At 42.2% G+C, this 25,968-nt stretch carries 21 protein-coding genes and 2 pseudogenes; 5 read left to right on the forward strand and 18 right to left on the reverse strand.

Annotation, left to right across the window (positions count from 1 at the left end; translation table 11 throughout):
* Positions 1 to 371: 371 nt before the first annotated feature.
* Positions 372 to 1,610, reverse strand: a complete 1,239-nt coding sequence (locus tag IM515_RS00645) for a DNA cytosine methyltransferase (protein WP_287630449.1) — start codon at positions 1,608 to 1,610, stop codon at positions 372 to 374.
* A gap of 48 nt (positions 1,611 to 1,658) precedes the next feature.
* Positions 1,659 to 2,420: a hypothetical protein gene (locus tag IM515_RS00650; protein WP_287630450.1), complete on the reverse strand. Its 762-nt coding sequence runs from the start codon at positions 2,418 to 2,420 to the stop codon at positions 1,659 to 1,661.
* A 92-nt stretch (positions 2,421 to 2,512) separates the two neighbouring features.
* Between IM515_RS00650 and tnpA the strand changes: the two are divergent.
* Positions 2,513 to 2,782: pseudogene (tnpA, locus tag IM515_RS00655) on the forward strand (IS200/IS605 family transposase); the annotation flags it as partial.
* On the opposite strand, the gene IM515_RS00660 reads toward tnpA, so the two are convergent.
* The 5 genes from IM515_RS00660 to btpA form a co-directional block, all read right to left on the reverse strand.
* Positions 2,757 to 3,404, reverse strand: a complete 648-nt coding sequence (locus tag IM515_RS00660; protein WP_287697820.1) for a phospholipase A2 family protein — start codon at positions 3,402 to 3,404, stop codon at positions 2,757 to 2,759. The pseudogene tnpA and the gene IM515_RS00660 sit on opposite strands and share 26 nt — an antisense overlap.
* Positions 3,404 to 3,829: a hypothetical protein gene (locus tag IM515_RS00665; protein ID WP_125730298.1), complete on the reverse strand. Its 426-nt coding sequence runs from the start codon at positions 3,827 to 3,829 to the stop codon at positions 3,404 to 3,406. The genes IM515_RS00660 and IM515_RS00665 overlap by 1 nt, the downstream gene beginning before the upstream one ends.
* Before the next feature lie 61 nt (positions 3,830 to 3,890).
* On the reverse strand, positions 3,891 to 4,475 hold the full coding sequence (locus IM515_RS00670; RefSeq protein WP_287630452.1) for a Uma2 family endonuclease: 585 nt from the start codon (positions 4,473 to 4,475) through the stop codon (positions 3,891 to 3,893).
* A 491-nt stretch (positions 4,476 to 4,966) separates the two neighbouring features.
* Positions 4,967 to 5,953 carry a vitamin K epoxide reductase family protein gene (locus IM515_RS00675; protein ID WP_287630453.1) on the reverse strand — a complete coding sequence of 329 codons (987 nt, stop codon included), beginning with the start codon at positions 5,951 to 5,953 and terminating at the stop codon, positions 4,967 to 4,969.
* A 186-nt stretch (positions 5,954 to 6,139) separates the two neighbouring features.
* Complete coding sequence (gene btpA / locus IM515_RS00680; RefSeq protein ID WP_002776905.1) at positions 6,140 to 6,991, reverse strand: photosystem I biogenesis protein BtpA; 852 nt, start codon at positions 6,989 to 6,991, stop codon at positions 6,140 to 6,142.
* Positions 6,992 to 7,172: 181 nt separating this feature from the next.
* On the opposite strand from btpA, the gene rimO reads away from it, so the two are divergent.
* The 4 genes from rimO to IM515_RS00700 all read left to right on the forward strand — a co-directional run bounded on the left by rimO (position 7,173) and on the right by IM515_RS00700 (position 11,341).
* The gene (gene rimO / locus IM515_RS00685) at positions 7,173 to 8,486 is read left to right on the forward strand and encodes a 30S ribosomal protein S12 methylthiotransferase RimO (RefSeq protein WP_287630454.1); all 1,314 of its coding nucleotides are present in this window, start codon (positions 7,173 to 7,175) and stop codon (positions 8,484 to 8,486) included.
* Between the two features lie 41 nt (positions 8,487 to 8,527).
* Positions 8,528 to 9,967: a DEAD/DEAH box helicase gene (locus IM515_RS00690; RefSeq protein WP_287630456.1), complete on the forward strand. Its 1,440-nt coding sequence runs from the start codon at positions 8,528 to 8,530 to the stop codon at positions 9,965 to 9,967.
* A 223-nt stretch (positions 9,968 to 10,190) separates the two neighbouring features.
* Positions 10,191 to 10,544 carry a hypothetical protein gene (locus tag IM515_RS00695; RefSeq protein ID WP_002769060.1) on the forward strand — a complete coding sequence of 118 codons (354 nt, stop codon included), beginning with the start codon at positions 10,191 to 10,193 and terminating at the stop codon, positions 10,542 to 10,544.
* Between the two features lie 5 nt (positions 10,545 to 10,549).
* Positions 10,550 to 11,341 carry a hypothetical protein gene (locus tag IM515_RS00700; RefSeq protein ID WP_223211842.1) on the forward strand — a complete coding sequence of 264 codons (792 nt, stop codon included), beginning with the start codon at positions 10,550 to 10,552 and terminating at the stop codon, positions 11,339 to 11,341.
* 100 nt (positions 11,342 to 11,441) lie between these two features.
* Here IM515_RS00700 and IM515_RS00705 read toward each other — a convergent pair whose 3' ends face one another.
* The 11 genes and pseudogenes from IM515_RS00705 to IM515_RS00750 form a co-directional block, all read right to left on the reverse strand.
* Positions 11,442 to 12,098: an MAE_28990/MAE_18760 family HEPN-like nuclease gene (locus IM515_RS00705; protein WP_287630457.1), complete on the reverse strand. Its 657-nt coding sequence runs from the start codon at positions 12,096 to 12,098 to the stop codon at positions 11,442 to 11,444.
* Entirely contained in the window at positions 12,098 to 13,210 is a 1,113-nt protein-coding gene (locus tag IM515_RS00710; protein ID WP_287630458.1) for a DUF262 domain-containing protein, read from the reverse strand. The genes IM515_RS00705 and IM515_RS00710 overlap by 1 nt, the downstream gene beginning before the upstream one ends.
* 367 nt (positions 13,211 to 13,577) lie before the next feature.
* Complete coding sequence (locus IM515_RS00715; protein ID WP_287630459.1) at positions 13,578 to 13,931, reverse strand: phenylpyruvate tautomerase MIF-related protein; 354 nt, start codon at positions 13,929 to 13,931, stop codon at positions 13,578 to 13,580.
* 496 nt (positions 13,932 to 14,427) lie between these two features.
* On the reverse strand, positions 14,428 to 14,898 hold the full coding sequence (locus IM515_RS00720; RefSeq protein ID WP_287630460.1) for a hypothetical protein: 471 nt from the start codon (positions 14,896 to 14,898) through the stop codon (positions 14,428 to 14,430).
* A 43-nt stretch (positions 14,899 to 14,941) separates the two neighbouring features.
* Positions 14,942 to 16,555, reverse strand: coding sequence for an ABC transporter substrate-binding protein (locus IM515_RS00725; RefSeq protein ID WP_287630461.1), 1,614 nt, complete (start codon positions 16,553 to 16,555; stop codon positions 14,942 to 14,944).
* A 149-nt stretch (positions 16,556 to 16,704) separates the two neighbouring features.
* On the reverse strand, positions 16,705 to 17,625 hold the full coding sequence (locus tag IM515_RS00730; protein ID WP_287630462.1) for an FTR1 family iron permease: 921 nt from the start codon (positions 17,623 to 17,625) through the stop codon (positions 16,705 to 16,707).
* A 34-nt stretch (positions 17,626 to 17,659) separates the two neighbouring features.
* Positions 17,660 to 18,094 (reverse strand): ferritin-like domain-containing protein, encoded by a 435-nt coding sequence (locus IM515_RS00735; RefSeq protein ID WP_002731529.1) that lies wholly within the window; start codon positions 18,092 to 18,094, stop codon positions 17,660 to 17,662.
* 227 nt (positions 18,095 to 18,321) lie between these two features.
* A complete protein-coding gene (locus IM515_RS00740) occupies positions 18,322 to 19,182 on the reverse strand; it encodes a tetratricopeptide repeat protein (RefSeq protein ID WP_287630463.1) in 861 nt (286 codons plus the stop codon).
* A gap of 396 nt (positions 19,183 to 19,578) precedes the next feature.
* Positions 19,579 to 21,264 carry a dihydroxy-acid dehydratase gene (ilvD, locus tag IM515_RS00745; RefSeq protein WP_287630464.1) on the reverse strand — a complete coding sequence of 562 codons (1,686 nt, stop codon included), beginning with the start codon at positions 21,262 to 21,264 and terminating at the stop codon, positions 19,579 to 19,581.
* A 164-nt stretch (positions 21,265 to 21,428) separates the two neighbouring features.
* Positions 21,429 to 21,494, reverse strand: a pseudogene (locus IM515_RS25830) (bluetail domain-containing putative surface protein); the annotation flags it as partial.
* 72 nt (positions 21,495 to 21,566) lie between these two features.
* Positions 21,567 to 25,610 carry a beta strand repeat-containing protein gene (locus IM515_RS00750; protein WP_287630465.1) on the reverse strand — a complete coding sequence of 1,348 codons (4,044 nt, stop codon included), beginning with the start codon at positions 25,608 to 25,610 and terminating at the stop codon, positions 21,567 to 21,569.
* Between the last annotated feature and the right edge of the window lie 358 nt (positions 25,611 to 25,968).

The raw sequence follows: 25,968 nt of genomic DNA on the forward strand, positions 1-25,968 counted from the left end.
ATTAGCCATAGTTTTCCGTCAAAATTGGATTTTGTCTCTTTAAACCCTGATTAATCGGTTTTGAGAGCTAATTTTGACTCTTGGTCTAATCTGCCTCTCTTCCTTGCTGTGACTGACTTATAAATTTTTGGAGATGTCTATTACTTTTTTAGTCATGAATCTTTCTAACCTGTTGAGGCAGGTTTTTTGGGCTTTTTTATGTCTGAAATGGAAAAACAGCACTTTTTCTCGGTCAATGATTACGATAAGTTATAACTTAGGAATTAATTAACAACTAAAGCTTATGCTTGTAGCTAAGTGAAATCATTGATTAAGAGACCTGTACTTTTCAATAACTTTTTGCCGCAAACCCTATTTACTTTTAGTCAAAATTAATTCACTTCTAACCCCGGAATGCTTAACTGTTCAGTTTTTGGCTGTGTTTCCCCCAGATAATCCCCTTGCAACATATTAATTAAACAGCCACCAAGATGATAGGCCATATTCACGGGAACCGCGTTACCAATCTGTCGATATTGAGAGGTTAAATTACCGGTAAATTGCCAATCATCGGGAAAGGACTGCACTCGTGCATATTCTCTCACAGTCAAAGGACGAGTTTCTTGGGGATGGCATCTTTCTGTTTGGGTTTGTGCCGGACTACAGGTAATAGTTAAAGCTGGTTCATCCCAAGATAATCTTTTAGCATATCCTGTCCGTCCGCCGTGATTTTTAAGACTATTTTTCATATATTCTTTTTGAATATCCATCGGCAAATTCCGCCAATTTCCTCCTGCGGGAACTAAGGACATAATCTCTTTTTTTCTTTCTTTATATTCTACTCCCGGAGAACTTGGACAATTCTCTAGGGCTTTTTTCAGAGAAATAGTATAGTTTTTATATTGGGGAAAGATGGGTTTAATATTTAGGTCTTGACGGGTGGCGATAATAATTAATCTTTCTCTTTTTTGGGGAACATCGAGAAATTGAGCCGATAAAACTTGATAAGCAGCATAATAACCAATTTCCTGTAAAGCTTGCAGCATTAATTGCAGAGTTTCTCCTTTTTTATTGCTTAATAATCCTCGAACATTTTCGGCTATAGCGATTTTAGGTTGCACTTCCTGTAAACAACGAGCAAATTCAAAAAATAGGCTTCCTCTCAAATCTTCTAATCCTTTTCCTAACCCAGCATAACTAAAAGGTTGGCAGGGAAAACCTCCAGCTACAATATCTATTTTGTCTCTAAAATTGGAAAATTTAATCTTTTTTATGTCTTGATTTATAACATTCCATTGCGGTCGATTAAGTCTTAAAGTATTAACACAATCTTGGTTAATTTCCACCAGTAATTGCGTTTTTAGTCCCGCATTTTCTAAACCTAAAGCCATACCACCACAACCAGCAAATAATTCAATAACTGTGTAATTAGTTGGCTCAACAGTTTGTAAGATTTTCAATTCTCCAGGGAATTGGTTATTTTTAAGATTGGTTAATTGCTCGAGATCAAATAGCCAATCAACTTGATTAATTTTCTGACCTTTGATTAATTTTTTCTTTTGCCATGTTAGTATTTCTGCGGTAGTTACACCGAGAATATTAGCGGCTTTTTGTAGATTTACCTGAGTCATAACCAATAATTAGCAACTTATCTACCTCTCTATTATACATCAAAGTAGCTAAACTTGATAAAGTTTTTTTTCGATTTTCCTGACTGTCATCTTTAACTTATTCAGGATAGTTTCATAATCTAAGTCCAACATTGACCAAAAAGCTTGCCCTGCTAATAGCTCAATATTATTCTCTTTAGCTTTGGTTTTGCTAATTGTCCAAGAATTGCCCATATCTAAAGCAGCGGCAAAAACTGAGTTAGGATGTATTTTTAATTCATTGATACTCCGATCACTCTGGCTACCAGTAAGAGTATCTTTTTTAGTTTTTAATTGAGTGTATTTGATTATTCCTTGATTAAAAACTACTAAATCCACACCTTTGATTTTAAAATTTAGAATTTTTTCTGGTACAAAAACCTGTGAACTAATAGAAGCAATTTCTTCTAAAGTATGACCTAGACTTTCCGAGATAAGATTGATATTCGATAAGTACAAGTTTTCACATTGAGCAAACTCAAAAATTTTTTTAAATCCTTTCTTCTTTTTGAGAGATATATTTTTAAAATCCTGTTTTTCTTTCAGGATTTTTTCAACTACTTTAGACTGGAACTCATCCAAAGCATCATCGATTTTTTGATCCCTATTGTCTGCAATGTCTGTGTCTGTTTTTCTATTTTCTTGAAAATATTCAAAAATGAAATCATCAATTAGACGACAAATTTGATAAGTATCTACCAAGTCATGAGTAACAAAGGTAGGAATTTTGATCGAAGGTTTCTGTAAATTAATTTCTTCTAATAATTGGGTCAAGTTATGGCGATAGCTCATTAGATTTAGTTGCTGGGTTGGGATTGTTTACTTTTTGCTTAAAACTATTAATTTAATTGCCGCCGGTGGTAATGTCAACAAATAGTATGTAAGTTCGGAAGAACCTGAATTTTCAGATATTGGAATTTAACGGGGAGTCTGATCATATACACGCATTGATTGAATACCCACCGAAACTAGCTATTTCTGTAATGGTCAATTCTTTAAAAGGAGTCTCTAGTCGTAGATATGGACAAGCTGGTTATCCTAAGCCGTACGGAAAAGATGCTCTTTGGTCGCCCAGTTATTTTGTCTCTTCTGTAGGAGGTGCGTCACTGGAAGTTCTTAAGTGCTACATTAAAAATCAGGAAAAGCCGTCCTAAAAGGACGGGGTTTTAACCCAAATTTTCGATAATCCGCTTGCGCATTTTGTGCCTCTGTATGATACCTGTGTTGTACTGCAAAAACTGCTTGTGACATAAAATCAGCACGAGTCAGACAGTTTTCGATAACAGCAGCCCTTGATGCGCCACCCGTGAAAAAATCTTGGGGTTTTAGGGGTTGTGATGCCCCATTATGACAAACCTGAAAAAGTTCTGCTCTATATCTGGTGTTACAATCATTGGCATCTGTGCCTAAAGTATAGTAACAGCGATCGTGGTTATTGCAAGGTTCTCTAAAACTGAAGTCGTAGCCAAGGCTACCAAAGTTATCATATTCTCCCGGTCTTCCACCCGGAATACTGCAACCATTAGGTCTTTTGGCATAGGGGTAAAAAGGGAGTGATTCACTGCCTTCATCAGAGTCCTTAAAATCATCCCAGCAAGGGATGCTAATGCCATTTTTGCTACCGCAATCTTGTGCTTTTACTGGTTCTATTAGTAGCAGAAAGCTAGTTGAAATAAAGAGAAAAGTCACACAATTTGAGATAGACATTAATGCCATCCTGCTAGTTAATTTGCCAAATTCTGATTTCATTACTGAACGGCTTAACGTTGTTTTCATCAAGGTACACGCCTACTATACGACAACCTTAAAAGGAAAGTTCCAGCAACTTGATCAGGGTAGGAATAAGCAGATCGCTCGATATTGACTCCTGGTATGTCAGTTGCACGACGAGTACCCCTGTAAGTTTGCCAGTTTTGACCTCTTACAAGTTCAAAAGCCGAACCATTGGTTTTGATGAGAAACCTATCCTGTGAGTTTTCCCAGTTTAAATAAACTCCATTCGTACCCGCAGTAAAAAAAACTTTCTCTCTATGGGTGCGACCATTGTTCCATTTTGTTGTCAGAGTGCCGTCTTTGAAATCATTGATTATCTGGCTACAGGCAATCTCTCTTCCAGACGATTGGGTTGCACCCTCAGTTTGCCATAATACTACCAATAAAGTAGCTATGGTGATAGTCATAGATAATGATTTTTTGAGCATACTTTACTCCCTAGTATAGATAGATAGATTGCTTCCAACTTATTAACAAGATTTTTCAATTTCAAGGTGTTGTTTCTGGGGTAAGGTCGAGGTTGCGATAGACTTGTTCAATCGGAAAACTTAGATTAATGCTTTTGAGTTCTACGGTATCGCCTTCTTGGTAGTTAATAATGAGCCATTCACCAGCATCATTTTTGTGATATAAATCCATTTCGATGCTGGTGGAACTCACTAATAAATAATCTTGTAAAACTAGATTTTTGCGGTACATTCTAAATTTGCCACCTCTATCATAGGACTCGGTACTAGGTGAAAGAACTTCAACAATGAGACAAGGATAAGTAATGTATTGGGTTGTAGTTTTATCGTGATCGTCGCAGGTTACGCTAACATCAGGATAAGTGTAGTTAGTTGTTTCGACAATGTTGACTCTCAGATCTGAGTTACCTACTTCACAGCCAGTGCTTTCAAGGTGGTTGGAAAACAGGGTAATAAATCTAACTGAGATGAGACTATGGTTTTTGCTGCCGCCGCTCATAGTGTACACTTGACCATCGATCAGTTCGTGTTTTTCTAGTTGGTTTTCTTCCCAAGCAAAGTATTCTTCTGGAGTAAGTTGGGGAAAGTTTTCTTTAATGGCAATCATGAGAAATTACTCCTTTATTAGCTTTGATAATATTTTAACAATTTACCAAACATTTTTTTGTTCTCTCGACATCTTGATAGAAAATAAGTACCTGGACAAAAATAAACGAGACTCTACCAAACCTGTTATGCAAAATTATTAACAACTCATGCTTGTAAAGCTTGTATAGTAAGGCTTTGAGTTTTTGTTAGATTGATATTTATCAACTTTAGAGCATTGCTGGACAGAGAGGGAGCTTAGGGAATTTTCTACAGTGTAAGTTCGGAAGAACCAGGATTTTGTGGGAGAAATGTTTATCTTATTTAAAACTAAGAACTTGTTCTGGTGTTGTTGAATTGAGATATGAATGGTAATTGTGCATCGTATCCACAACGAACGCTTAGGACTAAGTTTGAAAAATTGCCTAGAGGACACTTAATACTTAAAATCAGCAACGCCATAAAAGCCATAAAATATGGGGGCTGAACAAGGTTCAACCCCTCAATATTTTTCTACTTGCGCCCCGGAACTGTATATTTAAAATTCATCGGGCCGGTATAACCAGAAACCTCCGCTAATTTCTCTAATCTTTGGGTTCCCGAATATTCTTGACCCTTAATAATCCAAGTGGGGAAACCTTTAATTCCGGCATCGCGACAAGCTTGGGGATTACCATTAACTCCTTGGGGATCGCATTCGATATAAACCCTTTCTTTTTTGAGGATTTCTGCAGCTTCCTTACCAAATAACTGTTTTTGATCGTAACAGTGGGGACACCAAAAAGCCCCGTATTCTTTCGCCCCAATTGCTTTTAAATGTTTAGCCAGGGCGATTTCTGCTTTTCCCGAAACCGTGGTTACTTCCCAACCGTAGGGAGGTTTAGCAGCTGTCATTGGCCGGGTAATTTCTTCTTTGCCTCCTGCCACCGTCGGGGAATTTACTCCCGCATAAACCGCTAAAGTTCCCACCAAAGTAATCATCGCCACCACAACCATCGGCAGTATAATTTGTCCTAAACCTTCCCATTCGCGACCGACAATTGTGAGAATTAATAAAGTTAAAGCGAACAAAGCCGAAGTAATGCAGTAGGGACACAATTCCTTTAAGTCCGTGGCTAGAATATACATTAAATAACCACTAAATACCGCCATCGCCGTCGCCCCCGCTAACAGCAATAACCAAGTATTATTTTCTAAACTTTTGCGGAGATTTTTCTGAGTTTCCCCATTAATAAATAGAGGACTGAGGGCAAAAACCGCCATGGCAATATAGGCCAAAAAACCGAACAAACTCAAGGGCAGCCCGAAAACCGTAGCGTAGGGACTATTAAGAACACCAGTGCAACCAGCCCCATCACTAGCCCCGGCGGTACAGGCTGCAGTCCCTCCCGTCAGTTTGGTAATGGTTAAATAGCCGGTCAGAATCGCTCCCACGATCGAAACGCCCCCAATTAGAGGCCGGGAGTAGCGATGAATCCAAGGTAGAGATCGACGACGCATAATATTATTTAGATTAAGTTACAGCAGAATTCAGGAGTCAGGAGTCAGAAGTCAGGAGGGAAATCTAAATGTACTTTGTTGAAGGGAAAAATCCCCTAACGATATTGTGTTAATTAGGACGTTTTCAATTCCTAAAAACTTAGGATCGCACCACGGCCAATAACTATCCGCCATTCTAGCAAGGGGTTATGTGGACAGAGGCAAAGAAGGCAGAGAATTATTAATTTTTGCCTTTTGATCGTTGATCTGCCGGGCCGTTTCCACAAATTGCGACACCCGGATCGGATCCACCGGTTCAGTAATTTTGCCATGACGCTTGAGGGAACTAGCCACGATCACCCCATCGGCAGCCGGCAGCAACCGCCCGATATTGTCCAAATCAGCCCCGCTGCCGATAAAAACCGGTGTTCCCTTGGCCGCCGCCACTGCCAGTTCCAAATCCTCAAAACTAGGGGGGCTACCGGTGGACCAACCGGAGAGGATCACCCCGTCTGCTAGTCCCCGTTCGATCGTATCTTGCACTGCCGTAGTCAGATTAGGAGTTCCCAAGGGGCGGGCGTGTTTAACCAAAACATCCGCTAAAATTTTGACCTCAGACCCCAATTCGCGCCGATAACGCAAGAGTTCGTGTGCCTGACCCTCAATAATGCCCTGATCGGTAGCCATAACCCCCGTTAGCACATTAACCCGAATAAATTGGGCATTGACACAGGTAGCGATCGCTAAGGCACTATGGGCATCATTGCGGAGAACATTAAGACCAATCGGTAAGACCACCAGATTTTTAATGCGATCAACAATTAACGTCATGGCACTAACCACGGCGGGATCCACCTGTTGCTTAGTAAAGGGGGCATCAAAAAAATTCTCGATAATCAAACCATCAACACCACCAGCAGCCAAAGCCGTCGCCTCCTGTTCAGCCCGCTCGATCACCGTCTTGAGACTACCACCCCAACGGGGGGAAGTGGGCAGGGGGGCGAGATGAACTACGCCAATAATCGGGTTTTTTGTCTTGAAAGTTGCAATTAAGTTCACAGCGTCTACTACTCTTAGCGTCCCCAACCAGGCGCCGCTCACCCATTTTAACAGGGTGAAGGCCTACCCACGGTTCCACGGGGGGGAAATTATTTTAACTGCTAATGATTTTATCAAGTCCGGAATCCGTTAAAATGTCTTAACATTAGAGAAGTTTAGGATTTGGTTGATACTCGATCGCATGGGCAATAAGCCAACCATCGCCATCTCACACCTAGGCTGTGAGAAAAACCGGATCGACTCCGAGCATATGTTAGGACTGCTGGCCAAGGCCGGCTATCCCGTAGATAATGACGAGGAGTTGGCCGATTACGTTATCGTTAATACCTGTAGTTTCATTCAAGCAGCTAGAGAAGAATCCGTTCGCACCCTCGTGGAACTGGCGGAAGCTAATAAAAAAATTATTATCTCCGGCTGTATGGCCCAACATTTCCAAGATGAACTCCTGACGGAATTGCCGGAAGCCGTGGCCATTGTTGGCACGGGGGATTATCAGAAAATTGTCGAGATTGTCGAACGGGTAGAGACGGGAGAACGAGTCAAAGAAGTCAGCGCCGATCCCACTTTTATCGCCGATGAAAATCTGCCCCGTTATCGCACCACTACCGAGGGAGTCGCCTATCTGCGGGTGGCCGAAGGCTGCGACTATCGCTGTGCCTTCTGTATTATTCCCCAGCTGCGCGGTGATCAAAGATCCCGTTCGATCGAGTCAATTGTGGCCGAAGCGCGACAATTGGCCAGCCAAGGGGTCAAAGAATTAATTCTCATTTCGCAAATAACCACCAATTATGGGTTAGACTTATATGGCGAACCCAAATTAGCGGAACTCTTGCGAGCGCTGGCAGAAGTCGATATACCTTGGATTCGCGTTCACTACGCTTACCCGACCGGGTTAACGCCAAAGGTTATCGAAGCGATCCGAGAGAGCCCGAATGTTTTACCCTATCTAGACTTGCCGCTACAGCATTCCCATCCCGACATCCTGCGGGCGATGAACCGTCCCTGGCAAGGACGAGTCAACGATGGCATTATCGAGCGGATCAAGCAAGCTATCCCGAACGCGGTTTTACGAACGACTTTTATCGTCGGTTTCCCCGGAGAAACCGAGGAACATTTCAGCCATCTGCTGGAATTTGTCAAGCGTCATGAGTTCGATCACGTCGGGGTGTTTACCTTCTCCGCCGAAGAAGGTACAGCCGCCTTTGACCTGCCCAATCCAGTGCCACAGGCAATTATGGACGAACGCCGCGAAAGGTTGATGTTAACTCAGCAACCAATCTCGGAGCGCAAAAATCAAGCTTATATCGGTCACACTGTCGATGTTCTCATCGAACAGGAAAACCCGCAAACAGGAGAATTAATCGGGCGTTCCGCTCGTTTTTCCCCGGAAGTGGATGGCTTGGTTTATGTGACAGGGGAGGCGATTCTAGGTGCGATCGTACCGGTCCGAATCACTGCGACCGATACCTACGATCTCTACGGCGAAATAGTCTAATTTTTCGATTTTTCTAATTTAATTCCCACAAAACAACCCTTATGACCACTGGTTTCAACAATTTAGGTTTATCCGATAGCCGTCTTCAACACCTAGAAACGCTTGGATTCACCACCCCCACGGAAATTCAAACCAAAGCCATCCCTCTCCTTCTAGAAGGGCATGACATGGTAGGAATGTCACAAACGGGAACCGGCAAAACCGCCGCCTATTCCCTGCCTTTACTGGAACGCATGGACACCAAAAATCCTAACGTTCAAGCTTTAATCCTCACCCCCACCCGGGAATTAGCCCAACAGGTGGCCAGCGCCATCAAAGATTTCTCTGATGACCGTCGTCTCTTTATCCTGACAGTCTGTGGTGGTCAATCCATGGAACGTCAGATCCGCAGTCTGGAAAAAGGTGTCCAGATTGTGGTCGGCACTCCCGGCCGGGTAATTGATCTGCTCGATCGCAAAAAACTCCATCTCGAATCCCTAAACTGGGTAGTCCTCGATGAAGCGGACGAAATGCTCAGTATGGGTTTTATCGATGATGTTAAGAAAATTCTGCAAGCATCTCCCTCCACCCGTCAAACCGCCTGTTTCTCGGCCACTATGCCCCGGGAAATCCGCGATTTAATCGCTAATTTCTTGAAATCTCCCATTTCTGTGACGGTTTCTCAAACCCAGGCCGCTCCTGCTAAAATCGAACAGAAAATTTATATGATCCCTCGCGGTTGGACGAAATTAAAAGTCCTGCAACCCCTGTTAGAGATCGAACCCCTAGAATCGGCGATTATTTTCGTCCGCACCAAGCAAACCGCGGCCGAATTAACCAGCAAACTGCAAGAAGCGGGACAAACGGTGGATGAATACCACGGTAACTTAAGCCAAGTGCAACGGGAACGACTGGTGCAACGTTTCCGCGAGGGCAAAATTAAATTAGTGGTAGCCACGGATATCGCGGCCCGCGGTCTAGATGTGGAAAATCTCAGCCACGTTATTAACTATGATCTGCCAGATAATGCCGAAACCTATATTCACCGCATTGGCCGCACTGGCCGCGCCGGTAAAACGGGAACTGCTATATCTTTAGTAGAACCGATCGATCGGCGTTTATTACGTCAGATTGAACAGCGTTTGCGTCAACGTCTGGAATCTAGTCCCATTCCTAGTCGCACCGAAGTGGAAGCAAAACGCCTGGCCAAGCTGCAAAATCAGCTAAAAGAGGCTTTATCGGGGGAACGGATGGCTTCTTTCTTGCCTTTAGTGCGGGATTTAAGTGAAGAATACGATCCCCAAGCGATCGCGGCTGCTGCCCTGCAAATGATCTACGATCAAAATTGTCCCCAGTGGATGAAAACTGATTGGGAAGTTCCCGCAGCGACGAGCAGTAAACCGGTGATTAATAAAACTCCCCGCAGTGGTGGTAGTAAGTACCCCTCTAAGTCGAATAACCGTCCTTCCCTGGACAAAAAAATCGTCTTTCAAGAACGTTAATTTTTAGTTCTTGAATGGATAACTTTAAGAGTTGATAGACCGTTTTGGTTCTGTCAACTTTTTTTTGTCAGGTAATTTCCCAGTACGTCGTCGAAAGCATTCTACATAATTTTATAGCTAAACTTTTGATAATTGATTCTAATCAAGTATTTGGGCTTTGTTTGATATTTTTGCTGATAATTACTATATAATTGTCTTAAATGAATAAATTTGAACATTTAATATGTCGAGTTCGTCAGAACCTTATCGTGGGAGGGTACAAGCTCAAGGAGACGATATCCAGCAAGAGGGTGGATACAGTTGTTCTTGGGCAAGAAAAAATCCTGTTACTGCTAAAGAAGGATTATCATTTCTTGCTAATATTAAAGGGCAATGCGATGAATTTCAACGAGAGGAACGGAAACAAGCTTTTAGAAAAGCTGAACGCTTTGTTACAAATGCTCGTGAGCAAGGTGGTGTCACTCCAGAGGCACAACCGCACCCATTTCAGGATTCTAAACGTAAAACTAAAAACGCCCGTGTAGATATTGAAATTCGCAGTGGTCTTACCTTTATCCCTTCGCCCCAAACAGAATGACAACGATGCTTAGAAGAGTACAACAATTTTTAGACTCTGGCGATAGTGATAACGCTAGAGAAGAAATTGATAGAGCTTTCGGCAATCTGAGAAGGGTGGATAGTCATGTTAGAGAGTTTGCCGCTCTGTTGGCACTGGGATCGATCGAAGCTTCAGAAATCGGCTTAGGGGTATTGGGACGTAAGCTTCTACAGAATGACAGCGAGATTAACAATGAGGTTGTTTGGTTATTTATTGCGTCAATTTTATCTCGCAATAGTATTCCCCCTGATAGTCCATCTAGAATCAGCCTACTTGTTCTTACCGCTTCTGTCAATAGTTGGGAATTACCAATTTTTGCGCTTCTTGCCCCTGTCCTCGACGCTTTTTTTAAAGTTAGTCTTGCGGACGGAACCCCTTTAATTGCCGAACAAACTCTTGATTTTTTGTCCACTTGGGGAAGAATTTATGCGAAAGCACCTCATGTCAAAACGCAGCTTCAAGAACTTCAATCTCTTAGTAATAATCTATTAGAGCAAGTGGATGACTTAGAGTTAAAAGCTGAATGGTCAGAGGGAATTAATATATTTTTTGAAGAAGCCAGTGCAACCAAATATTCCGATAGTAATGTTTTTTCTGCTGGCAGAGACTTAATTAAAGAAATTTATAATACTCAAAGTTTACAGCGCGATACAGAAGATAAGAATTTGGCAGAGACAAAAGACAAGTTACTCCGATTAGTCACTTCGTCTCTTGCTACTATTTCAACAGTTCTTGATAGTCATGGAGTAATACTAAATCCGGTTATTAAAAACTGATTATTTATTTCCCCAACCCCCCCAACCCCCCCGACGTCGGGGGGGTTGCCTTTTGCCTGTTCTGATATGTAGCGCATACTCAACGGATTTAGTATTAACCCTATATACTTTTGACTTTTTTATACTGTTCCGTCACGGCGGCATTTAATAGATCATCTTTAAAATCTCTGATTAATTTAATTACTAAATTATAAATACTGATGTATTCTTCATAATCGATAGTTAAATACTTGCCATGAGCAATTTTATTTCTTTGGGTGAGAAGTTGTTCATCAATAGCTTTCTGCCGCAGTTGATAATCACTATCATCAATTCCTAGAATAGTACAGATATCAGTGAAAACTTCAAAATTGAGATTAGATTTGGTGTTAATAATATTTTCGTGGGGTATAAAAGCTCTATTTTCTAGGTTATCAAGTAAATTTTTGATCATCTCTTTTTGTAACTTAAATTTATTGGTTTTTATTAACTCATTTATAGATTTTCTAGAACTAAGGGCAACGAAACAGTAATCCAGTTCATGATAATTTAATTTTCTTAAGGAAACAAACTGCAAATAACATTCTGCTGCATATTTAATAAAACCTTCCCAATGGGCATAGAGAGTGGTTATTCCGGCTCTAATTAATACATCTTGCTCAGTTCCTTTTTGTCGAGGAATTTTAGTTTTTAAAATACTAAGTTCTCTGATTCGCCATGCCATATCTTCATCTAAGTTTTTCTGGAGAATTTCGATAGTTCTATTATCTTTACTCATTACTTTTTAAAATATTTTTTGCCAAATTCAATCATTTTGTGCATTCTAGTTCTAGCTCTCGATCCTGTACCGATGTTAGAAATAAAGTCAAATTCTGACCACATTTCCTGAATTTTTGTTTTTAGCAGTTCAATATCTTGAGCAGAGTAATCATCAATATTTTCTCGTAATCCTGTGGTGATCGCTTCATAAGCAGAATCGAGAAATTTCCCCTTGAATCTTGTTCCATCATATTTGGTAAAAGTATCTTCATTCGTCGCTTGATCAAGCAATAAAAACATTTTAGCGAATTTTTCTTGCTCTAACACACGATCAAAAGTGATGGAATTGCATAATTTTGTCAAATAGTCAGTCAAATATTCATTAACCTCTTTTTTGTTCAATGATGTTGGACCAAATGTGGGAGAAGACAGGGCAAAATATTTAAGAATTAGTTCCAAGTCGTAGCGTTCTTGTCTTAATCGCTCGGATAGGGAAATACAATTTTTAAAGTTCTCATTTTCTGCCAAGTCTTCTAACCACTTATATAGGCTTTTATCTAGCATAATCAAAAGACAATTACGCACCTCTTGATAAGATAAAAAAGAGCCACCGGTATTTAAACGATCAAAAACTTCAAACTTAGCATTTTTATCCGATTCTTTTTGGATAATCTGAACCTGTATTTTCGCTCTTTTGAAATCTATTTTTAGAGATGGGGGCAAATTATACTCTCCTTCCTCTGCACCTTCCCACATAACTCCGTTTAAGCTAGGTAATAAGTTAGTACCTTGAAGCACCAGTTTCGGTTTTTTCTTAGTTTCATCGTCCTCATCTCTTAAATCGCCAACAAATTCCAAAATTGTTGAAATCCTTTGTAATCCATCCACCAATTCCCAAACACTATCTTCTTCTCTCTGATAGACAAAAATAGAGGGAATAGGAATTCCTAGTAGTATCGATTCTATGAATCGGCTTTTTTGGGCTATTGTCCAACGAAAATATCTTTGAAAATCTGGATTAATTGTCATTTCTTTGTTATTATAAAGACTAATAATCTCTCCGATTGACATAGGATAGTTATCGGTACGAAATTCTTTAGTTTTTGCCTTAACTTCTTCTAATAAATTCATCTTATAGCAGTTATCTTAATGGTGAAGTACACAGTTTTCGTTTTGGGGAGCCGGTCGTCAGGATTCGATACCAAATTAGGTTACACTTCATCTTTAGGAACAAAGCTGTAATTTTTCTGTACTCAGTATAATCTCTCTATTCTACTTTAATACCATCCGCCAATTTTAAAGTGAAACGCGTCAACCTCAAGAGTTGACAGAAAAAGGCTCATCCCCGCAATTGGCAAAAACATCAATTTTCAGGTGGCTAATCTGCAAAGACGCGATTTATGTCCCGATATTGCGGTGATGTTAGCTTGGATTGAACAGGCAAAAATCCTCACCAGAGAGTTAAAATAAGCCCTATTTACCAAAATTTTGGCATAAATTAGCCAAAAGTATTGCCATTCCATCCCCAAAGATAACCTTTCGCCTCAGCAAATTCTAGATAAATGCGATTTTTCGGTATTCCTAAATAAGCCTCAATTTCTTGACAAAAATCACTACTCATGCTTTTAGTTTGAGCGGCGGAAATAGAACCAACACTTTTAATCTCCACATAACACACTGGCTCAAAAGTACCAGCAAAAGTCATTTTTATCCCCGATTCTAAAGCTGTCATCACATAGGATTCGGGTTTTCCCAGATGTTTAGCTAATTTAGCCGAAAGACTCTGCAAAAGTTGATTAACCGTCTCATCATCGAGGGAGGTGACAGAAGTTTGAATTTTAATTAGAGGCATAGGAAAAATCTCAGCAATATTTTTATATAATATAACAGTTTTGATATCGCTCTTCTGGGACTTTCGGAAATCCCTAACCGAATCTAGGTTCTAAAACCTTTGCTTGATAAGCGAATGCTAACTTTTTTTCTAATAAAAACTCAAATTTCGGGTTTCTGTTAGTTAGCGATAGCTTGAAGGCTTACCCCATAAGAGAGCTAGAGTTTAGAGACTGTAAGACTTTTGCCAGAGTCCTGAAAGAGCGATAGATACAATTATAGTCATTTCAATTAAGATTGAGAATATCAATGCCAGAGTCCATAAGAGTTTAACTGGTCTAGAGTGTATCAGACTTATCTGAAATGACTATAATTACACATATCTAACTACCTCTTGCATGAGTGCATGAGTTCCTATCCTCAGCCAGAAATTGATTTTGTCCGATTTTACTGTCCGGGATCTGTAGGGTTGATTCATGAATCAACCCTACCCCACCAGAAATTGATTTTGTCCGATTTTACTGTGCGGGGGGAATAACCTCTAATGGAATACTTTCAGTTTCTCCGTCTTTAGATGGATTGACATCGGGACTTTTTTCTGCATCTGGAGTTTTTTCCACCGCTTTGGTTTCCGGGGTGGGGGGATTTTCGGGGGGTACTTCTGGACTGGGGTTATTTTCTGGGATGGGAGTGAATTCCACTGGGGTTTCCTTTTCAGGAGACGGGGAAACTTCGGGGGAAGCTTCGCTATTGCGGGTAGTTTCCGTGGGAGTTTCTTCTATCTGGGGAGATTCTGGGGTAGTTGCGGGGGTAGTTGCGGGGGGGGATTCCGGGGTAGTTGCGGGGGTGTCTTCGCTGGTTTTTTCTTCTTCCCGGGGACAGGCTGCCGATTCTAAACCGAGATGACATCGGACTTCCTCCCGTCCCAAAGACACGGCAATTCCCGACACCGACATTAATAAAGCTAGGATGGGTAAGATATTCTTCATAAAATTAGACTTGATTCTACTCCTCGACATCACATTGTCTATTTTAGATAGGATCGAACTGATATTGAGAACCCTTTGGCCCCTCATTGCCGCGATTAGCACGCACCAGGGGAACTTGATTAAAAATCTTAAAATCCGTGGTGCTTCCCTGCAAGGTGATTCCTCGATTTAAAGTTTCGACTACAGTAGCACGGTCAGAACTTTTAGCGATCGCTTTTCCTAATACTTTCATGGTATCGTAGGCGGTAGCAGTACGCCAACTGACGCGACCGCGCCAACTTTTCAGCGCATCTTTGGCAAAAGGATCCGTTGCTTGGAAACTCCAAGGTACTGCTAAAACTAATCCGTCGATGCTATCTGCTCCTTGGATAAGGATATCGGGTGTATAAAGTTCATTTCCGCCTAATAAGAGCATTCCTGACGATTCTTGGGCAATAGCCACGGCTTGATCAATGCGATCGCCGTCTTTACTGAGGGCCAAAAATACCACCTTAGCGCCGGCTTGTTTGGCCTGATCTATGGCGGTTTTAGGGTTAAAATTGGCTTTGGTGGTGTCTATTTCCTTAACTATCTTGCCTCCCGGTTCTTTTATCGCTTTAGCAAAGGAATCCCTTAATTTTTGACTATAGGGACTATCGGAATTATAAAAAAGAACCACTGACGGAGACTTCTCTTGCTTACTAGCATAATTAGCCAAAGTTTTGGCCACTGCTTCCAGATAACTACCCAAAACTTCCTGAGATTTATCCTCAAGGGGAATAGTTTTCAGGGTTGATTTTCCCGTTTGACTAACACTGGTAGTCAGGGGAGAGAGAATCGCTAATCCTTCTTTTTCGTAACTTTCAATCGCTTTTTGACTAAAAGGATCGATTCCGTGGCCTATAACTGCCAAAACTTGACCGGATTGAATCAGATCATCGGCTATCGCTTTTGATTGTAACCCACCGCCATCATTAGCGATGACTATTTCTAAAGGATTACCCGGATTAGAATTATTAAACTCCTCTTGATACCTTGCCACACCTCGGAGAATTTCCTTGGCGCTGTTGGGGTCGTTAGCGATGGGGACAACGACGGCTATAGTATTTTGATTACCTTTTTGTCTAGCTTTGGCGTTATTGTAATAGATTTTGCCTTCCGGATCGTTTGCTTGGGGAGTGGCTGCCAGTTGGTAAGATGCGATCGCATTTGCCCAATCTTCCTTTTTAAAGGCCGCTGCGCCTTTTTCTTTGTTAGGAGTGGAATTAAGCAGTATTTTCTCCCCTTGGCTAAATAAATCGGGATTTTTAGCCGTATTACTCACAAAAGTTGCCTTGGGTTGCTTGTCTGGGGTTTTTTCCCGGACGACTGGGGAAGTATCGGGTTTGGGAATCACCATTTGTAATAGACTCCAACCCCCTAAACCTGCGGTTAAAGCGGTAATTATCAAAGCGAAGGGAAGTAACCAGTTAGATTTTTGACCGACTCTAGTTGTACCCCCTGGGGACACCACAACCGTGGTTTTAACCGTCGTTGTGACGGGATCCATCGCTTCCCTAGGTAGGCCACAGATAAGACAATCAGGAGTAGTGTTTTCGTAGGGTTCATGACCTCCCGCAATCGCTTGCGGATAGGTTTTACCATCTTTCGGGATACCGTCACATTGCCAGGTAGTCATAATCAGTTATCAGTTATCAGTGGGTAAGTTATCAGTTAACAGTTATCAGTTATCAGTTATCAGTGGGTGAGTTAACAGTTATCAGATGTGAGTTTTTAAGTGAGCAGTATTAAATAGAAGTTTCTTGCCATCTTCTCACTGTTTACTGTTTACTGTTTACTGATCACTGTTTGAGGACGTTGTCGTAAGCTTTGGAAATAGAGGCCACCGATAAGCAGTAAAAAGAGGATATAAGCAACAATTTGACTGATATAGAGGTTTTGACGATAACCAAACAGAGATTTGAGGAGGAGTCCGGGGAAAGTGCGATCGCTCAAAATTTGGGAACCGTCCCAAACTTGAAAACCGAGAAGACAGGAAGAGGGGAGAGAAGGACAGAAATTGCGATAAAAAGGGTCAATTTCACTTAAAAGACTGATTCCTGCGTCGATATGTTTCAAAACACCGATGAGTAATCCCGCAACGATTAAGAGGAGGAAAGTCCCCATAATTTGGAAAAAGAGACGGATATTGATTTTTACTCCCCCTGCAAATAGGAGAATTCCCAACAAAGTCGCCAAACTTAACCCCGCTATCGCACCGAACGTTTGTATCTGCCAATCTTTTTGGAATTGGGCCAGGATAAAGAGGACAGTTTCAAATCCCTCCCGCAAGACAGCGATAAAAACGAGCAGAAAAATCGCTTTTCCTGCCCCATTTTCCGCTTTTAAACCCGCTTTTACCGCATTTTCTACCTCAGATTTCAAAGATTTGGCCTGTTGAGTCATCCAAATTAACATCCAACTCAACATCAAAACGGCAATCAGTCCAAAAGTGGCGGCCAATAATTCCTTAAGCATTGGTACGAATGGACTAGGAGAGGCATCCACTTGCAAAAGGATTCCCCCTAGCAAAACACCGACCAAAACACTAGCGACTACTCCCGCACCAATACCACGATATACCCATGAGTTAAGTTGCGATCGACCCGATTTTTGTAAACAAGCGAGGACAATTCCCACCACTAAAGCGGCCTCGAAACCTTCCCGGAGAGTGATAATAAAAGTGGGTAAAGCGGAACTGAGATTCATAAGCTAGTCAATAAACTCTAGCTTTGATCCTAGCTTAAGCAAAATCCCGCAGCATCTTGCGAATTTCCAGATTGTGTAATTCTTCTTGTCCGATCATACCGCGAGCGAATTCTTCCAGGTAAATACTGGCATCTTCGACGGTTTCTAGGAGTGCTTTGTACAAATCAAGGGATTTTTTCTCATGATTGAGGCTCTCACTCAAGATTGCTTTGATATTATGTTCATAGCTTTCTTCAATGGGGGCAATTTTTAAGCTAGGATGACCTTCTAAACCGGTGAGAATTTCCCCAACTTGTTGCGCGTGGGTGAGGGATTCCGTGGCCTGAGTCTGGAAAAATTGGACGATGGGGATGCGATGGGGACCTGTCACCATCAGGGAATAGTGGGTATAACGGACAACTCCCGCTAGTTCAAATTCCATGATTTCGTTCAGTTGTTCGATGGTTTTGTCTCTGTCTAGTTCTCGCATAGGATTCTCAATAATTTTTCTCTAATTGCAATTGTAGCTAATCCAGACTGGCTAAATGAATCTAAAAACCTTGTTGGCTAATATTTTTAGGCTTTTTTGCCATTAAAAAAGTGCCAGATATTGGAGCAACCGGGGGGACATTTTAGGCACTTTTTCCCTGAAAATGCCTAAAATCCCACACCCCACGAAAAACCCTTTCAGCAAACCCTAGGTGCTGCAAAAAGACTTTAGCTGGGGGAATAGCAACTCAAGAGGTCATTAAAGGTTTCATTTTGTCTTAAACCATCGAAAACAAAGTTATTACGCGCTAATTCGCCGCAAATATCTGGTTCTATGTCTAGAGCTTCCCGTAAACAGTTGATCGCTTTTTGTTGTTGACCGAGGGCAGCATAACAGCAAGCGGCATTGTACCACGCATAGCGATCATCTTGATCGATTTTTAACGATTCTTCATAACAGGCGATCGCTTCTGTTAAACGCTGTAATTCCTGTAGGATCACACCCTGTTGATACCAGGACCAGTAATCTTGCGGTCGGATATCGAGGGCGGTACGATAATTAAATAAAGCCTCTTGGGGATTGCCCCAATCCCGGAAAGCGTCGCCACGACGATACCAGGCCCAATAATCCCGGGGTCGCGCCCCTAGGGCCAGATCATAGGAAGTAATAGCGCGTTCGTAGTTTTTGAGCAATCGATAGGCCTCCCCTTGCCGGTAGGCGGCCCAATAGTCCCCCGGACTATGACTTAGGGCCCGTTGAAAACAAGCGATCGCTTTTTCGTATTCCTTTAGTTCCTGTAGATAAACACAACCTTGATCATACCAAGCCCAATAGTTATCATCCTTTACCTGTGCGGCGTTAGCGTAACTTTCAGCCGCTTCTTCATACATTCCCAAGTCTTCTAGTATCATACCCCTTTTGTACCATGCCCAATAGTCATCTGGATAATATTCTAAGGCTTTTTCGTAGCTGATTAAGGCTCCAAAATAGTCCATTCTTTCTTTTAAAATATTGCCTTGGTCATACCAATCCCGATAGGTATCCGGACGGCATTCGAGCGCTCGATAGACAGTGAGTAGATAGGTCATAGTTATTAATCTTTAACGGAGGCAGGAGTCGGTCGTCGGTCGTCAGGAGAATTAAGAATGAGCATTAATTAGGGCTGGCTGAATAAATGTGAAATGTAGGCAAGGTAAGGGTTTTGTTGCTTTTCTCGCGAAACAGGTGCAAGATTTTGAGAGAATCATGCTTCAAAACCTTGTGTCTTCATCGGCCCGCGTCCTGTAGGGGCGAAGCATTCGGGCAATAACCTATCGGTGAAACCGTAGATTTTCTATCCGAATGCTTCGCCCGTACTTTTTGCCGCAAACCCTAATTAGAGCCGTCAGTCTTATCAGTTATCAGTTACCAGTTATCAGTGGGGGTGTTCAGTGAGCAGTGGGGTAAACGGCGATCGCAATTGATCGCCATTCCTAGTTATACTTTTAGAACAGATTCAGATCCGTTAAAGCGCCGAGACTGCTAGAGGAGACTAACTTGGCGTATTTGCCGAGAATTCCCGTTTTATAGCGTGGGGGACGCGGTTGCCAATGGTTACGACGACGGGTTAATTCTTCCTCCGATACATTTAAACTCAAGAGACGCTGACGAGCATCAATAGTGATTTGATCCCCTTCCTCTACTAGAGCAATTGTACCACCCACCGCCGCTTCCGGAGCAACGTGACCGACCACCATGCCATAGGTTCCCCCGGAAAAACGACCATCGGTAATTAATCCCACGGAATCCCCTAAACCGGCGCCGATAATTGCCGAAGTGGGGGCCAACATTTCCCGCATACCCGGTCCACCTACTGGTCCCTCGTAACGGACAACCACCACATCCCCAGCTTGAATTTTTCCGGCTAAAATTGCCTCTAAACAGGTTTCTTCCGACTCAAACACCCGCGCAGGTCCGGTGATGACTGGAGTTTTCACGCCGCTAATTTTGGCTACGGCCCCCTCTGTGGCCAGATTTCCTTTTAAAATGGCTAAATGACCCTCTTTATAGACAGGATTGCTAAAAGGACGGATAACATCTTGGCCTGAGGGCGGTTGGTCGGGAATATCGGCTAAAATCTCGGCGATAGTCTGACCGCTAATGGTGAGAGCATCCCCGTGTAGTAAACCATTAACCAGGAGAATTTTCATCACTTGGGGAATACCGCCGGCTTTGTGCAGATCCACGGTAACGTAACGCCCGGAGGGTTTAAGATCGCAGATAACCGGTACTCGCTGCCGGATAGTTTCAAAATCATCGATCGATAATTCTACCCCGATGGTGCGGGAAATGGCTAAAAGGTGCAGCACAGCGTTAGTGGAACCTCCCACCGCCATAATTACCGAAATAGCGTTCTCAAAGGCTTTACGGGTCAAAATTTGGCTAGGGAGAATCTGTTTTCTAATCGCCTCGACCAAAACCTTGGCCGATTCTTCGGTACTATCGGCTTTTTCCGCATCTTCGGCGGCCATGGTCGAGGAATAGGGTAAACTCATGCCCATGGCTTCAAAAGCGGAAGACATGGTATTAGCAGTAAACATTCCACCACAGGAACCGGCCCCGGGGCAAGCGTTGCGTTCGATTCCGATGAGGTCTTCTTCACTGATTTTACCGGCGCTGTACTGTCCCACGGCTTCAAAGGAACTGACCACGGTTAAATCGCAATCTTTGTAGCGCCCCGGTTTAATCGTGCCACCATAGACGAAAATAGCGGGAATATTCATCCGGGCCATGGCAATCATTGCTCCCGGCATATTTTTGTCACAACCCCCGATAGCGAGGACTCCATCGAGACTTTGACCATTACAGACGGTTTCAATGGAATCGGCGATTACTTCCCTAGAAACGAGAGAATATTTCATCCCTTCTGTTCCCATGGAAATCCCGTCACTAATGGTGATAGTCCCGAAAAGTTGCGGCATTCCCCCCGCTAATCTGGTGGCTGCTTCGGCACGCATTGCTAAATCATTAATTCCCATGTTACAGGGGGTAATGGTGCTAAATCCGTTAGCGATGCCGATGATGGGTTTGCTAAAGTCCTCATCCCCAAAACCTACCGCTCTTAACATGGCCCGATTCGGACTGCGTTGGGTACCTTGGGTAACAATGCGACTTCTGTAGTTATCTGCCATAACTTTATCTTTCTCCAATGGCGGCTGATGTGTGCGATCGCTGCTCAAGTTCTCCAATCGCACCTTTATTTCTATTTTCTGACTTTTGGCCGCTCTGAGCAGGTTTTAGGACAGTCCATCTCTAAAGAAAATATAAAACTGTGGGATGATTCAGGGGACAGCTATCAGGAATTAGCAATATCGAGAGTTCCTGTTAATCCAGTGATTTCGACAATTGCGTCGGTGGCTGCATTAAATTCTCGACATTGGCTCCTAAAGTCAAATTAACCGAGGCTCGAATGATATCGATTTCTGTGGCTAGGTTAATTTATCAGTGTGAAATCAGCCGCTATCAGGGTAGGAACAGTCAACAAACTGGCAAATTCAGAGCCACTTCCTAAGCCAGCAGCACTACCATTTTGATTGTAGTAGATACTGCCACTGCTGGTACTGTAAACGATAAAAGCACTGCTAGTGGCGACTAAATCATCGTCAGCGACGCTGGCAAATTCAGCCGGTTGACTGAAGCCATTGCCAATGACACTTTGTAAAGCGGTAAATATGGCTTTACTTAATACTATTTTATCACTACCCGAAGTGAAATCGCTGATGGTATCGATTCCTAAATTACTACTGTTGAAGATAAAGTTATCGCTACCATTACCACCAGTGAGTAAATCATCACCAAAACCACCAATTAAACTATCGTTTCCGTCTTGACCGGTTAATTGATCGTTGCCACCACCACCAGTTAGAGTATTATTAAGGCTATTCCCGGTTAGTCGGTCATTACCGCTATCGCTAATAATATTTTCGATGGTGTTATTTGCCGAAAAAGTCAATCTTAGATTATTGGTGACGACGGTTTGGACAGTAGTAATCCCTAAGTTAACTCTTACTGCGGTATTTGTCCCAGTAAAGTCGAGGGTATCGATACCGCCGGTGGTAGTTTCTTGGATGGTATCGCTTCCTGATTGGGTTGAAGCATTGAAACAGTAAATATCGTTACCATTAGCACCAGCGAGGATATTGTTACCGCTATTTCCGGTGATTTTATTGTCACCAGCGTTACCCGTACCATTAATATTATTACTGCCAATTAGTCTGAGGTTTTCCACATTATTGGGTAAGGTTCGAGTAATGCTGCTTTGTAGGGTGTCAGTAATAATTACCTGTCCAATTGCTTCGTCGGGATTGATGGTAGCATTAACCGCATTTGACAGGGTTACTGTAAAAGCTTCATCAGGTTCATTGAGGTTATCATTGAGGATGGGAATGCTAATAGTAGCGGTGACAGTATTAGGTGCAATGGTGATAGTTCCAGTTTTGCTAGTGTAATCTACATTAGCGGTAGCGTTAATGGGTGCAGTGGTATAGTTGACGCTAATTGGTTGTGTACTTGGATTATTTACAGTGACGGTGAGGATTGCATTACTATTTTGACCTTCCACCACGGTGATGTCATTGATGGAGAGTTGCGAGGTGACAGTGCTATCGTCATCATTAATCGTACCTTGTCCTTGATTATCGGTTATCGTAACATTACGACCATTGGCTTGTAAGTTACTCAGATTGAGGAAGAAAGTCTCGTTATTTTCAACTTTAGTATCGCCATTGACAGCAACAGTAATCGTCTTAGAAGTCTCCCCAACATTGAAGGTTAAGGGAGTAGTAGCAATCGCTGTATAATCATTATCTGCTGTGGTAGCGGTTCCATTGGCTGTAGAGTAATTGAGGGTGACAGATGTATCAACTGGATTGGAAAGGGTGACGGTAAAGACTGCATTGGTAGTCCCGCTATTTCCTTCGCTAACAGTTACGTCATTGATTGAAATAGAGGCACTGTCATCATTATTAATTGTTCCCGTCACTGGGGTGGTCGTACCTATTGTATAACCTGTCCCCGCAGCGAGGGTTAAAATAACAGTTTCGTTACTTTCTACTATTGTGTCAGCAGTGGGGTCAACGGTTACAGTCGCAGTCGCTGAATTAGCAGCAAAGGTGACACTGGTGGGAATAGAAGCGTAATCGGTTCCATTGGTTGCTGTCCCACTGATACTGTAGTTAACTGTTAAAGAATTAGTGGTTACTCCGGTGCGGGTGAAGGTATAAACCAGATTTGTTGTCCCATCTTCTGTCACACTGCTAGGAGAAACTGCAAGGGTAATACTGGGAAGAGTCGGACTAGAAACATAGCTAAAATAACTAGCAGTTAGACTTAATGCTGTTTGATTACTGATATAAGCAATCAGTTCATCTGCTTCGTTTCCTGGTTTGTTGATGTAGAGATTAGTAGTGGAACCAGAAACTGTTAAGAGATAGTCACTACTTGCACCTCGTAGTTGAATTGTATCATCAGTGGTGCTAAAGTCGGTAATTTGCGCGTAGTCGCTAGTACCTTCAGTAGCTGTCAAACCGTCATCATAGAAGGTCTTTGTCGTATCTGCAAGAATAAAGCGATCGCTTCCTGAACCTCCTACTAAATAATCAGATTCTCCTGTACCGCTATTGGTTCCTTGTAGGGTGTCATTCCCATTACCACCATAAAGCTGATCATTATCAGCACCCCCATTGAGGACATCATTCCCATTCTCTCCATAAATGATGTCACCACCAGCATTACCTGAAATGGTATCGTTACCCTCTCTACCATACAAATATTCATAGTAACCGTAACCTACTGCTGTACCGCCAAAAATGACATCATTATAATCAGTTCCCTTAAACCCGTTAAAACTCTCAATCGAAGTAAAGGTATCAGTTTCTGTACCGACAGTAATCGTTCCACTCCCAGCGGTGTCGTAGGTCATGGTTAAACCACTACTACCATAGCTGTAGTCAGCATGATAGCTATCACTACCAGCACCACCATTTATCGTGTCATTATTGCCTTCATCGCCGGTAAAGTAATCATCTCCTGAATCACCATTGAGGAGATCATTACCATTACCACCATAAATGTCATCATTACCTACACCCCCATTGAGGACATCATTCCCATCTTCTCCATAAATGTAGTCATCACCAGCATTACCTGAAATAGTATCGTTACCACCTCCACCTTTGAGTGCCTCAACAGCTGTACCGCCAAAAATGACATCATTATATTCAGTTCCCTTAAACCCATCAAAACTCTCAATCGAAGTAAAGGTATCAGTTTCTGTACCAACAGTAATCGTCCCACTCCCGGTAGCGGTATTGTAGGTCATGGTTAAACCGCTACTAGCATAGCTGTAGTCAGCCTCATAGCGATCAATCCCACTACCACCATTTATCGTGTCATTACCTGCATCATTGGTAAAGCGATCATCGCCTGTATCACCATTGAGGAGATCATTACCACTACCACCATAAAGTTCATCAGAACCATCTCCACCATTCAGGACATCATTCCCATTCTCTCCATAAATGTGGTCAATACCTGCATTACCTGAAATAGTATCGTTACCACTTCCACCTTTGAGTCCACCCTCATAATATTCATTTTCTGTACCGCCAAAAATGACATCATTATATTCAGTTCCCTTAAACCCGTAAAAACTCTCAATCGAAGTAAAGGTATCAGTTTCCGTACCGACAGTAATTGTCCCACTCCCAGTAGCGGTGTCGTAGGTCATGGTTAAACCACTACTAGCATTACTGTAGTTAGCATTATAGCGATCAGTCCCACTACCACCATTTATCGTGTCATTACCTGCATCGTTGGTAAAGTAATCACTTCCATCCCCACCGTCAAGAGAGTCATTCCCATTACCCCCATAAATACTGTCGTTTCCCCCCAAACCACTTAAAGTATCATTTCCATCTAACCCAGAAATATTATCACTGTCAGAAGTTCCCGTAATATTATCATTCCCATTAGTACCCGTAAAATTCGCCTGTTCTACTTGAATAATTTCCCCATTTACTATAATTGTTGTCTGGTCATTCTCTGCTCGTAAAGCGTCTAAGGTTGCCACATCTAGACTGTTACCTTGCACCAACTCCGCAAAAATTGCCCCCTCATCTCCGGCGCTATCCACCTGATTAATTTGAGCATCCACATAATGCCCAATTTCTTCTAAAATTACATTAACTATCGCTGCTGACGAGGCCGTATTTAAAAAAGATGCTGATAGATAAATCTTATTGGTACTGCTGGAATATGCACCATTTGCCGTCCCTAAAACCTCATCACTAAGTACCTCAATCGGGGGAATTTGACTAAAATTTCGGCTTCGCCACTGTTGTCGTAATTGCGTCGCCTTAACCACATCATAACTTGTGCCAAAAGCGGTTTCTAAATTCGCCCAAAAACCATCAGATTGAGCGAAATTAAACAAAACATCGTCAACAGCAGGAATAATCGCCAAAAGAGAGAGAGTCATGACATTAACAGCAAAAGTTTATTGCTAACAATTTTGGCACAACAAGCGCGAATTTTTCAAGACCTCTGCAACAAAAATTAACATTTATTACAAGAAACCGGGTTTCTCAAAGGAACAAGAAACCGGGTTTCTCAAAGAAACCCGGTTTCTAAATAGGTTCTCAAAGAAACCCGGTTTCTAAATACCAAAGAAAACGGGTTTCTCAAAGAGTTTCTCGAAGAAACCCGTTTTCTAGATATTGATTTTTGCCAAAGACTGCTTAAATTCTGCGAGAGAATGAGCGGTAGCTGCTAATTTTAGTAGCTCTTCTAAGATAGTAGGGTTAGTCATTTTGCCGATTATCTCTTCAATTTCTGAA

Origin of the sequence: Microcystis sp. M44BS1 (assembly GCF_020244875.1) — a bacterium.
GTDB lineage: Bacteria > Cyanobacteriota > Cyanobacteriia > Cyanobacteriales > Microcystaceae > Microcystis > Microcystis panniformis.